The 11374-nt window shown below is 47.5% G+C and carries 10 protein-coding genes; 3 read left to right on the top strand and 7 right to left on the bottom strand.

The genetic code is table 11. The features are described from left to right. Positions 1-46: 46 nt before the first annotated feature. Positions 47-1594: a sigma-54 interaction domain-containing protein gene (locus VN379_RS15695; protein WP_325535511.1), complete on the bottom strand. Its 1548-nt coding sequence runs from the start codon at positions 1592-1594 to the stop codon at positions 47-49. A 194-nt stretch (positions 1595-1788) separates the two neighbouring features. Here VN379_RS15695 and VN379_RS15690 point away from each other — a divergent pair, with 194 nt between their 5' ends. Genes VN379_RS15690 through VN379_RS15680 form a run of 3 tightly spaced genes read left to right on the top strand, consistent with a single transcriptional unit; the run spans position 1789 to position 4777 of the window. After that, positions 1789-2970 carry an acetyl-CoA C-acetyltransferase gene (locus VN379_RS15690; protein ID WP_325535509.1) on the top strand — a complete coding sequence of 394 codons (1182 nt, stop codon included), beginning with the start codon at positions 1789-1791 and terminating at the stop codon, positions 2968-2970. Positions 2971-2993: 23 nt separating this feature from the next. Then, positions 2994-3818 carry a 3-keto-5-aminohexanoate cleavage protein gene (locus tag VN379_RS15685; RefSeq protein ID WP_325535507.1) on the top strand — a complete coding sequence of 275 codons (825 nt, stop codon included), beginning with the start codon at positions 2994-2996 and terminating at the stop codon, positions 3816-3818. A gap of 14 nt (positions 3819-3832) precedes the next feature. Next, positions 3833-4777 (top strand): 3-hydroxyacyl-CoA dehydrogenase family protein, encoded by a 945-nt coding sequence (locus VN379_RS15680; protein WP_325535505.1) that lies wholly within the window; start codon positions 3833-3835, stop codon positions 4775-4777. A gap of 50 nt (positions 4778-4827) precedes the next feature. On the opposite strand, the gene VN379_RS15675 is transcribed toward VN379_RS15680, so the two are convergent. From VN379_RS15675 to VN379_RS15650, 6 genes are all read right to left on the bottom strand, one after another. Further along, positions 4828-5613 carry a short-chain-enoyl-CoA hydratase gene (locus tag VN379_RS15675; protein ID WP_325535503.1) on the bottom strand — a complete coding sequence of 262 codons (786 nt, stop codon included), beginning with the start codon at positions 5611-5613 and terminating at the stop codon, positions 4828-4830. Positions 5614-5638: 25 nt separating this feature from the next. Continuing rightward, the gene (locus tag VN379_RS15670; protein ID WP_325535501.1) at positions 5639-6493 is read right to left on the bottom strand and encodes a 3-hydroxybutyryl-CoA dehydrogenase; all 855 of its coding nucleotides are present in this window, start codon (positions 6491-6493) and stop codon (positions 5639-5641) included. A gap of 37 nt (positions 6494-6530) precedes the next feature. Further along, on the bottom strand, positions 6531-7730 hold the full coding sequence (locus VN379_RS15665; protein ID WP_325535499.1) for an electron transfer flavoprotein subunit alpha: 1200 nt from the start codon (positions 7728-7730) through the stop codon (positions 6531-6533). A 14-nt stretch (positions 7731-7744) separates the two neighbouring features. Further along, positions 7745-8530 (bottom strand): electron transfer flavoprotein subunit beta/FixA family protein, encoded by a 786-nt coding sequence (locus VN379_RS15660; RefSeq protein ID WP_325535497.1) that lies wholly within the window; start codon positions 8528-8530, stop codon positions 7745-7747. 37 nt (positions 8531-8567) lie between these two features. After that, on the bottom strand, positions 8568-9707 hold the full coding sequence (locus tag VN379_RS15655; RefSeq protein WP_325535513.1) for an acyl-CoA dehydrogenase: 1140 nt from the start codon (positions 9705-9707) through the stop codon (positions 8568-8570). A gap of 233 nt (positions 9708-9940) precedes the next feature. Then, positions 9941-11269, bottom strand: coding sequence for a purine/pyrimidine permease (locus VN379_RS15650; RefSeq protein ID WP_325535495.1), 1329 nt, complete (start codon positions 11267-11269; stop codon positions 9941-9943). Positions 11270-11374 lie beyond the last annotated feature (105 nt).

Here is an 11374-nt window from a genome sequence, read left to right as displayed (position 1 = left end):
TTAGATAGCTATAGCTGATATTTCTAAAAGATGAAAAAACGCATCATTATTGATGCGTTTTTTCATCTTTTAGGCTGATTCCCAGCCTTTTGGCCTTCTTCACAATGGTTGATTGGTCAACCTTTAAAACTTTAGCAGCCTTTCTTGTACTCCCGCATAATGCCAAAGCCTTTTCGATCGTCTTTTTTTCGATATTGCTGACGATTTCTCTAAGCCCCATCTCTTCCACAACAAGCTCAGACATATAAGACGGATGAATGTTCAGCAAATTGCCGATTTGTTCATTGCTAATTGTTCCGTCATGTTCTGATACGATAACAAGCCGTTCAATTATATTTTGTAATTCACGGATATTTCCCGGCCACGAATACTGCCGCATCATTTCAAAACCAAGCGGCTCTATGGCTGTGTTCTTGGCATATTTCGAGTTGTAGATGGCCAGGAAATGACGGGCTAGTATCTCGATATCCTGGTCGCGTGAACGCAGCGGTGGGATATGAATGGGGAATACATTCAACCGGTAGTAGAGATCTTCACGAAAACGTCCTTGTTTCACAAGGTCTTTTAAATCGCAATTTGTCGCAGATAGAATTCTTACATCTAATTTAACCGGTTTCGCGCCGCCGATACGGGTTATTTCCTTGTGTTGAATGACCCTGAGTAATTTTGATTGCAGTTCCATCGGCATGTCCCCGATTTCATCAAGCATTATCGTTCCTTTGTCCGCTAATTCAAACAAGCCGGTTTTGCCGGTAGTGGCAGCACCGGTAAATGCCCCCCTGGCATAGCCAAACAACTCAGCTTCCAGCAAATTAGCAGGAATAGCCGCACAATTTACTTTGATGAAAGGGTCATTTTTCCTAGCACTATTCATGTAGATTTCATTTGCTACCACCTCTTTGCCTGCACCCGTTTCTCCCGTAATCAAAACAGTAACATCCAAACCGGCGACCTGTTGAATGCTCTTAATGACCTGCCGCGTTTCCAGACTATTGCCAATCATATTCTTGTTTAAATGTAGTTTCCTGAGGTGCTCGACTTCCAGCGCACTCTTTATCTTGTCTTTTTCAACTGCTTTTATCTGTTTTTGCGAAGCTTCCAGGTCAGACTTCATTTGCAGCAAGTCGGTTATTTCCCGATCAATAATAACGACTTTTTTTACATTCCCTTCGGCATCCATAACCGGACTGCCGGTAATCAGCATTTTAGTTCCGTTCCTTAAACTTTCGCCCATGGAGTTTACTTGTTTTTTGTGCTTAATGACTTCCGGCGTTACGGCATTTAGATAAACGCCCGCCGACAAGAGCTCATCAACATACTTCCCTACAACCTCTTCAGGACGAATACCGGTTATTCTGGTGTATGCCGCATTAACATACAAGGTCTTCCCATTTCCATCGGTAATGTAAATCCCGTCATAGAGATGATCCCCGATCTCTCTAAAATCAAGATCCCTGGCTTCAGTGAGCTCACTGAGCACTTTCTTCAAACCAGCAAAAAGCTCCTGGTGGGACGAAATATCCCAATTTTGTTTCTCAATCTTTGTTATTAATTCGCTTAAAATAGCTTCGCTGCTATCTATTTTGTTTTTCATTTCAGCTCTCCCTACAGTTAACTGTTCTTCAACTGATACTTAATAAGTTATCCATTAACCAAATCATACCCAATCTTTAGCATCTTGTAAACATTCAGGTCTATGTTTATTCGTTACTCTTGGCACGAAAATTGCAACTGTTTTTTGTTCGTAAGCGGTCTCAACCTTACAACAATCACTAGGAGGAGGAAAAGATGAGAGAAGTCGTTATAGCCGCCGCATTGCGGACAGCCATCGGCACCTTCAATGGCGCACTGGCCCCCTTATCAGCGACTGAACTAGGCAGCATTGTTATTCGTGCTGCTTTGGAAAAAGTCAATATAGCCTCAGATGCCATTGACGAAGTCATCATGGGAAACGTACTCCAGGCAGGTCTGGGTCAGAATCCCGCCCGCCAATCAGCCCTAAAAGCCGGATTGCCTGTTGAAGTACCAGCATACACAATTAACAAAGTTTGCGGCTCAGGCCTCAAAGCCGTTAACTTGGCCGCCCAGTCAATTATGGCCGGCGATGCTGACATCATTGTAGCAGGCGGTATGGAAAGCATGACCAACGCTCCCTATCTCCTGGAAAGCAAAGCCCGCTGGGGATATCGCATGGGCGACAGCAAGCTTATTGATGTCATGATTCGCGATGGGCTATGGTGCGCATCCAATGACTACCATATGGGAATCACTGCCGAAAACATTGCCGCCAAATACGGCATTACCAGACAAGAGCAAGACCGGCTGGCTGCCGAATCACAGGAGAAAGCCATCAAAGCCATTGACAGCGGCGCTTTCGCCCAAGAGATTGTGCCTGTAACCATTAAAGGTAAGAAAGGCGATACCATCTTTGCCACAGATGAGTTCCCTAAACGGGGCACATCGGTTGAGTCACTTGCCACACTGCGGACAGCCTTCAAAAAAGACGGCACAGTAACCGCAGGCAATGCTTCAGGCATCAATGATGGTGCAGCAGCCCTTGTTGTTATGTCTGGCGAAAAAGCCAAAGCACTCGGCATCAAGCCACTGGCGCGGATTGCCGGTTACGGTTCAGGCGGGGTTGACCCTGCCTTCATGGGTATGGGACCTGTGCCTGCCACCAAAAAAGCACTGACCAAAGCCGGGTTAACCGTAGCCGATATTGACCTTTTCGAAGCCAATGAGGCCTTTGCAGCCCAATTCCTGGCTGTCGGCAAAGAACTGGGGCTGCCGAGAGAAAAAATAAATGTCCATGGTGGCGCCACTGCGTTAGGACACCCCATCGGCGCCAGTGGTGCCCGCATCCTTGTTACCCTGCTCCATGCAATGCAGCAGCGCGAAGCCAAACGCGGTTTAGCCACCCTGTGTATTGGCGGCGGCCAGGGCATTGCCACAATTGTAGAACGATTTTAAAAATAATATGAGGTGAATTAATCATGGAAAAAACCATCATCACTGTCGCCACAACCGGCGCTTGGCCAACCAAAGAACACAACCCCAATATTCCTTTGACGCCCCGGGAAATTGCTAACGATGTATATGACTGCTGGCAGGCCGGCGCGGCTGTAGCCCACCTGCACATGCGTGACGACGAAGGCAAAGGCACTATGTGCAAAGAGAAATTTCGTGAAACCGTTGAACTGATTCGCAGCAAATGTGACATTGTCCTCAACCTTACCACGTCCGGTGACCTTCACGCTACCGATGAAACCAGAATGGCTCATCTCATTGAACTCAAGCCGGAAATGGCATCTTATGACGCCGGGTCCATGAACTGGATGCATAACAGTTTGTTTCTGAACCCGCCCCAGTTCCTTGAAAAGCTCGGCAAAACTATGATTGAAAACGGCGTAAAACCGGAAATCGAAATTTTCGACGCTGGTATGATCTACAACTCGCTCTACTATATGAAAAAAGGCGTTCTTGCTCAGCCAGCCCATTACCAGTTCGTTTTAGGCGCTGCCGGCGGCACTGCCGCTACTATTGAAAACCTGGTATATCTAAAAAGCTTACTGCCACAGGGATCTACCTGGTCGGCTTTAGGCATCGGGAACGGTCATGTCCCAATTATGTTAACTGCGATTGCTATGGGCGGTCATATCCGCGTAGGCATGGAAGATAACGTATATTACGCCAAAAACCAATTAGCAAAATCCAACACTGAATTTGTCGCCAGGGCGGCAAGAGTAGTTAAGGAAGCCAACAAAGCAGTAGCAACTTCAGCTGAGGCCAGAGAAATCCTAAGTCTTACAAAGAAATAATTAGGAGACGAACTATGATTAAGAATATCGGTGTTATCGGTGCAGGCACCATGGGGCACGGTATTGCCCTATCTTTTGCCCTGTACGGGTTTGATGTAACTTTATATGATGCCTACGAGAATCAGTTGAAAAAGGCCCTGACCGAGATCGCTGACGAACTCGCCCTCTTAGCTGAAGAGCAATTCATTGAACCTCAGTCCATTACAGCCACCCTTGATCGGATTAAAGTTTTTAGTAATTTACAGCAGGCTGTTCAAGACCGGGATTATGTGATTGAAGCCACTCCGGAAATACTGGAACTCAAGCAAGATCTATTTAAACAATTAGACGAGTTCTGTCCTAAGCATACCATTCTGGCGAGCAATACGTCCAGTCTCAAGCTAGCTGGTATGATGACCATGATTTCGAACGAGCGCAAACAGCGTATGATCGTCAATCACTGGTACAATCCCGCCCACCTCATGCCGATTGTTGAACTCTCTTGCTTTGGCAATATGCCGGCAGAGCTTTATGCCGAGGTTGAGCAGTTACATGCTGCAATTAAAAAGCAGACAGTTAAGGTGTTAAAAGATGTTCCAGGACTGGTAGCCAACCGCATTCAGCAAGGTGTTGCCAGAGAGGTGTTTTCTCTTATTGAAATGGGCGTTGCCGAACCGGCTGATATTGATAAAGCCCTTAAATTCGGCCCAGCCTTTCGTTATGCTACCACCGGCCAGTTAGAAGTTGCAGATTTCGGCGGGCTTGATATCTGGAGCATCGTCGGCGACAACCTATTGAAGGAAATGGATAATCGTCAGAGTGCCAACGATCTCTTAAAGCAAAAAGTATCTGAAGGCAAGCTGGGGATAAAAACCGGTGAAGGCTTCTATAAATATGAAGAAACTAAGATTCCCGGTATTAAAAAGCAATTTATGAAAAAATTAATCCATCAACTAAAAGCATCAGAGTACTACAACTAGGAAAATGATTAAACGAAAAAATGCACCCACCAGGGTGCATTTTTTCGTACTTATTTACCGTTAAAGTCCGGTTTGCGTTTTTCAATAAAGGCGGTCATGCCTTCCTTCTGGTCTGAGGTGGCAAAACTCAACCCGAAGGCCTCCGCCTCATAGGCTACACCTGAAGCAAGATCCATCTCAAGCCCCTGATTAACAGCAGCTTTGCACAGCTTTACCGCCACTTCAGCCCGGGACATAATCTTTTCCGCCAATGCCCTGGCCTCACTAAGCAATTCAGCGGGAGTTGTCACTTTATTAACCAGCCCCAGCCGATACGCCTCCTGAGCATCGATCACATCACCGGTATACAGCAGTTCTTTGGCCCGCCCCTTGCCAATTAGCCGCGGCAGCCGCTGCGTACCGCCAAAGCCGGGAATAATCCCCAAGCCTACCTCAGGCTGGCCGAACTTAGCCTTTTCTGACGCGATCCTGATATCGCAGGCCAGCGCCAGTTCGCAGCCGCCACCTAACGCGAACCCGTTTACGGCAGCAATGACCGGCTGTGGCAGATTCTCCAGTTTGGCAAATACGCTTTGACCAAATTTACCGAAATTACGCCCCTCTATAGCGGACAAACCATGCATCTCGGCGATGTCGGCCCCGGCGACAAACGACTTGTCGCCACTGCCGGTCACGATGACCACTTTAACACTTTGGTCCTGAGCGATAATATCCAACAGACTATTTAATTCTGTAAGCAGTTCAGAGTTTAAAGCATTTAATGCCTTGGGCCGGTTTAGTGTAATAAGTCCAATACCATTACCAGTCACATACAGTAAATTATTATATTGAGTCACCACCTGCACCTCCAATCTTTTTTTCTTAGTTGTAGTTATAGAAGCCTTTGCCTGTTTTGCGCCCTAAATAACCAGCCTGAACCATCTTTTTTAAGAGTGGGCAGGGACGATATTTGGGATCGCCATAACCATTATACAAAACCTCCATAATCGACAAAACTGTATCATTACCAATCAGGTCTGCTAATGCCAACGGCCCCATCGGATGGTTAAACCCCAGCTTGGCTACCTGATCAATATCTTCGGCATCGGCAACACCCTCCATCAAGGTGTAGATAGCCTCATTAATCATAGGCACCATGATGCGATTGCCAACAAAACCGGGATAGTCTTCAACCTTTACCGGATTCTTCCCTAATCTTTCGGTCAGAATCTTGACGGCAGCAAAGGTTTCCACGCTGGTAGCCAAACCGCTTATGATTTCAACAAGCTTCATGATCGTAGCCGGATTAAAAAAATGCATACCAATGACTTTATCAGCCCGTTTGGTAAATGCACCGATCGCTGTTATTGGCAGAGAAGATGTATTAGTAGCCAAAATAGTGCGTGTAGGACAAAGTGTGTCCAGTAACTCAAAAACTTCACGCTTAATGCCGGCATTCTCAACAGCCGCCTCAATAACCAAATCTACATTGCAGCTTATGGTATCCAGCTCAACAGTACCCCTGATGCCTACCATGGCAGCAGCCTTTTCTTCCTGAACCAGTATACCTTTTTCCACCAATTTATTCAAGTTTCGTTCAATCCTGGCTATTCCATTCTGAACAAATTCAGGCTTGATGTCCTGTAAAACAACTGAGATACCGTTTTGGGCCATAACCTGAGCAATACCACAACCCATTTGACCGGCACCGATAATGAGTACTTTATTTATTTCCAAAATCATTTCCCTCCTCTGCGGCTTTGGGTGATTCTGTTTAACATGCCTGCTTTACTTTCCTGAACTCATCAATTAAAGCCGGCAATACATCCACTACATTGCCCACAATACCAAAATCAGCGACCTTAAAAATGGGCGCATCGGCATCTTTATTAATTGCAATAATAATGTCTGATGATGACATGCCAGCCACATGTTGAATAGCGCCGGAGATACCGCAGGCAAAATATACTTTAGGACCAACGGTCTTACCAGTTTGCCCTACCTGATGGAAATGAGGCTTCCAGCCAGCATCAATGACTGCTCTTGACGCCCCGACCGCCCCGCCAAGAACAGCGGCCAGATCTTCAATCAGCTTGAAGTTCTCCGGCTTGCCCAGGCCGCGGCCGCCAGCTACAATAATCTCGGCTTCTTCCAGGTTGCAGGACGTGGTGCACACCTTAACAAGTTCAATAAGCTTTGTCCGGATATCCTGACTGCTCACACTGCTGGCCACCCGAACAAGCTCGCCGGTACGGGAAAAATCCTGTTGCGGGAGCTTAAATACCTTAGGCCGAACTGTACCCATCTGCGGCCGGTGATCCGGGCACAGGATAGTGGCCATGATATTGCCGCCAAAGGCCGGCCGGGTCCAGGCAATAAGACCGGTCTGCTCATCCAGGCCAAGATTAGTACAATCGGCTGTTAAACCTGTACCTACCCGGCAAGCCACCCTTGGACCTAAATCCCTGCCGTCATTTGTTGCACCCATAAGAATAACTGCCGGCTTGTACTCATTGATCAAATCAGTAAACACTGCCGTATAACCATCGGTGCTATAGCTTTTAAACTCAGCTCCCTCAACAAGATATACCTTATCGGCCCCACTGGCAAATACGCCTGTAGCAAGATGCTCCACCCTATCACCAATAAGCACACCGGCCAGCTTCTGCCCCATGGCATCAGCCAGTTTCCGTCCTTCACCCAACAGCTCGTGACCGACATTTCTGGCTTGGCCGTCCACTTGTTCTACAAATACCCAGACATCCTTATAGGCATCTTTATTTATAGCAACAGTTACCTGCTCCACCTCTTTAATGATGGCCTGTACAGGGCATGTATCAACACACGCCCCGCACATCGTACACGCATCAGCTATCGTGGCTTTATCATCCTCCATAACAATTGCGCCGAAAGGGCAGGTACTTATGCACGCACTGCAACCAATACACTCTTCTTTATTTACATTGACTGCCATGTCTATTGCCTCCGTTATACAATCTTTGCTGCTAATAGCCTTTTCATCAATAATGCCGCCGCTTCCCGGGGGCTGTCAGCCTGAATAAGCTCCCCTTGCACCCGCTGCGGGGGGGTAAAAATCCGCCGGACCTGAGTGGGCGAGCCTTTAAGGCCAAGTTGTTCAGGATTAACCGCCATATCACCGGCTGTCCAAACAGGAATCTGTTTGCGGTTAGCCTTCATCGTTCCTTTAACAGTTGGCAAGCGAGGCTCGTTAATTGACTTAAGTACCGTGAGCAATACAGGGGTTGGAGCTTCGATGATCTCATACCCCTCTTCATGTTCCCGTTCCACCCGTACGGTTTGACCCTCGACTTCAATCTTAGAAACACAGGTGATCTGAGCCATGTCCAGGTGTTCAGCCATCTCTGGCCCCACCTGCGCCGTATCGCCGTCAATAGCCTGCTTGCCACAGATAATCATATCAGGCAGGCCCAGCTTTTTAACAGCAGCAGCCAGGGTATAGCTTGTTGCCAGTGTATCAGCACCGCCAAAAGCCCGGTCACTGATCAAAATGGCCTCATCCGCCCCCATAGCCAAACACTCCTTGAGCGCTTCCCTGGCCTGAGACGGCCCCATGGAAATAACAGTGACCTTGCCGCCATGTTTCTCTTTGAGCTGCAGTGCAGCCTCTACGGCATTTTTGTCAAAAGGATTAACAATACTTGGTACGCCCTGACGAATAAGCGTATTCGTCACCGGATCAATCTTTACCTCAGTTGTATCAGGCACCTGCTTGACACAAACAACAATTTCCATACCTCGTAACCTCCTGGTAGATAATTGCTACTTAATATTACCGCAATATGCTGCCGGCAATAACCATCCGCTGTACTTGATTAGTTCCTTCATAAATCTGAGTAATTTTTGCATCCCGCATCAAACGCTCTACCGGATACTCCCGGCTATAGCCATAGCCGCCAAAAATCTGTACGGCATCGGTGCTAACCTCCATCGCAATATCAGAAGCATACAGCTTCGCCATCGCCGCCTCTTTGGAATATGGCAGCCCCTGGTCTTTTAAATAGGCGGCGCGATATACCAGCAGCCGGGCCGCGTCCACCTTGGTCGCCATATCTGCCAGCATAAAGGCAATCGCCTGATTAGCGGCAATCGGCTTGCCAAACTGCACCCGTTCTCTCGAATATTTCAGCGCATGATCGATTGCTGCCTGGGCGATTCCCAATGCCTGCGCCGCAACGCCGATCCGCCCGCCGTCAAGTGTTGCCATCGCAATTTTAAAACCCTCACCCTCTTTCCCCAGCAAGTTCTCCCGGGGTACCTTTACATCCTGAAAGATCAGTTCATTGGTTATTGAGGAGTGAATCCCAAGCTTGTGTTCTTTTTTGCCAAAAGTAAAACCAGCCATGCCCTTTTCCAGAATAAAGGCCGAAATTCCTTTAACCCCTTTGGTCTTATCGGTCATGGCAAACACCACATAGACCTCAGCTTCACCGGCATTAGTAATAAATATTTTACTGCCGTTTAGCACATAGTGATCGCCTGCGGCAATTGCCACCGTCTGCTGTGAGGCAGCATCTGTTCCCGCATTAGGTTCAGTCAAACCAAAGGCACCCTGCTTTATGCCTTCAGCCAGCGGCACCAGATACTTTTGTTTTTGTTCTTCGGTACCAAAAGCAAAAATAGGCCAGGCGCACAACGAGACAGTTGCCGACAGTGTAATGCCCACACCGGCATCAACCCGTGATAATTCTTCTACAGCTAAAATATAGCTGAGAACATCGGCCTCTGCACCGCCATACTGCTCAGGAAAACAAATACCGGCCAGGCCCATTTCGCCCATAGCATCGGCAATTTCCCGGGAAAACTCCTCCTTCTCATCCCGCTCAGCGGCCCCCGGAAGTACTTCTTTTTCGGCAAATTCACGGACTAACTTTTGCATTGTTTTTTGCTCATCAGTAAGTTGAAATTGCATCATTGTTCATCTCCCCATATAATAGTGGCGCTTATTTTGCAGCCCATTAATTATCTTGCAAAAATCATGCCAGGCAAACATTGATGAAAAACGTTAAAAAAATCACATTCAAAAAAAGTATTGATGAAAAACAGCATCATTACTTCTCGATAACTCCAGTAAACACAATGCAATAATGCCGATGAAGATTGTCATATTCTCAGATGCAATAAAGCATCATTAAAGGCGACCACTCATAAAAACTGTTCCAGCAAAATGCAGATCAATATGCCATCCACCATCCCATTAAGCAGGATATAGCGAAACAGTGGCGGTAAACTATTAAATACCCCTTGCGGTAAAAACAGGACCCCAACCCCTACCATGAGTGATATCCCCAATATGTACATTTCCCGGTTAGTCAGTTTTACCTTGGTAAACTCTTTGATCCCCATCCCCAGAATCAGGCAGAAAACTACAAACATCACCGAATTGCCAACAGCCGGTGGTATGGCTGCAAAAAAGCTGCCCACCTGCGGGAAAATCCCCAGGATAGTAATTAACAAAGCGCCGATAATAAAAGGTTTTCTGGCAGCAACACCTGTCATTGCGGTAAACCCGATTGCCGAAGCGTACGGAATAAAGCCAATGACCGACCCGAGGCCGGCAAGCAGGTCTGATACGCCGGTAAAGATTGCACCGCGCTTTACCATTGCGGGGGTAAACGGTTCGCCGGTCACCGCGCTCATCCCCAGGATACTGGCAACTAAATTGGAAAACAGCAGTAAAGCAGCACAAACACAGGCAAGAATAACCCCGATATCGAAAGTCGGCATACCCCACGCAAATACGTCCGGCATAGTTGACACTTGCGCGCCATAGTGGTTGACCGGCGGCGAAATACCAAGGAGAATCGCCATAAGCCAGCCAAAGCCAGCGCCAATGAGCACGGCTATACTCTGGATAAACCCCCTGCCTTTCAGGGTTAGCCACATAATCAACCCGGTTGTCAGGATAAATACCAGCAAACTGGCAGAATCCACCTGCTGATTGGTGTTGTTTAGTCCCAGCATACCTTTTACCATAGCCGGACTGAGCTGCAGACACATCAAAACAAGAAACACGCCGTTTACCATAGGGCTAAAAATCCGGACAACCAGCCCAGCCATACCGGTTACGCCAACCAAGACGCACACCAGCCCGGCTACGATAAAGCCCATCTCAATGTCGGTCCGCAGCACATCCAGCCCTTTTCCTAAGCTTGGTGCCGAAGTAGCCAGGGTAATTAACAGGCCGTACCATAAACCGGCCGGCCCTTCCATAATCGGAAACCGGTGACCCCATAACGCCTGAAATATCGATACGATTCCGCACAGAATAAACGTCCGCTGTACCAGGCTGGCTAAACCCAACTGGTCAAGCCCCAGGTATCCACCCACAATAACTGGCAAAATCGCTGCATTGGCCAAAAAATACGTCAAATGCTGCACACTATAGGAAATCAGCTCTTTCAGAGGCAGGTTATCGTGTAGACCATATCGCATCCCTGACTGCTGCGGCAACTTACCATTTTCTTGGCTCATACGGCAGTCCTCCTAATTATCTGTACCTCATGTATTGTTTTACATATGCACAAAATATGCCAGGACGCTAATGATAACAGAAAAAACGCCAACAATCTTATTGAT

The organism is Sporomusa sp. (assembly GCF_035561255.1).
GTDB lineage: Bacteria > Bacillota > Negativicutes > Sporomusales > Sporomusaceae > Sporomusa.
This window is presented reverse-complemented; position numbering and strand designations above follow the sequence as displayed.

Coding starts and splice junctions, on each gene's coding strand:
- VN379_RS15695 (WP_325535511.1), bottom strand. CDS start 1,594: ATGAAAAACAAAATAGATAGCAGCGAAGCTATTTTAAGCGAATTAATA.
- VN379_RS15690 (WP_325535509.1), top strand. CDS start 1,789: ATGAGAGAAGTCGTTATAGCCGCCGCATTGCGGACAGCCATCGGCACC.
- VN379_RS15685 (WP_325535507.1), top strand. CDS start 2,994: ATGGAAAAAACCATCATCACTGTCGCCACAACCGGCGCTTGGCCAACC.
- VN379_RS15680 (WP_325535505.1), top strand. CDS start 3,833: ATGATTAAGAATATCGGTGTTATCGGTGCAGGCACCATGGGGCACGGT.
- VN379_RS15665 (WP_325535499.1), bottom strand. CDS start 7,730: ATGGCAGTCAATGTAAATAAAGAAGAGTGTATTGGTTGCAGTGCGTGC.
- VN379_RS15660 (WP_325535497.1), bottom strand. CDS start 8,530: ATGGAAATTGTTGTTTGTGTCAAGCAGGTGCCTGATACAACTGAGGTA.
- VN379_RS15655 (WP_325535513.1), bottom strand. CDS start 9,707: ATGCAATTTCAACTTACTGATGAGCAAAAAACAATGCAAAAGTTAGTC.
- VN379_RS15650 (WP_325535495.1), bottom strand. CDS start 11,269: ATGAGCCAAGAAAATGGTAAGTTGCCGCAGCAGTCAGGGATGCGATAT.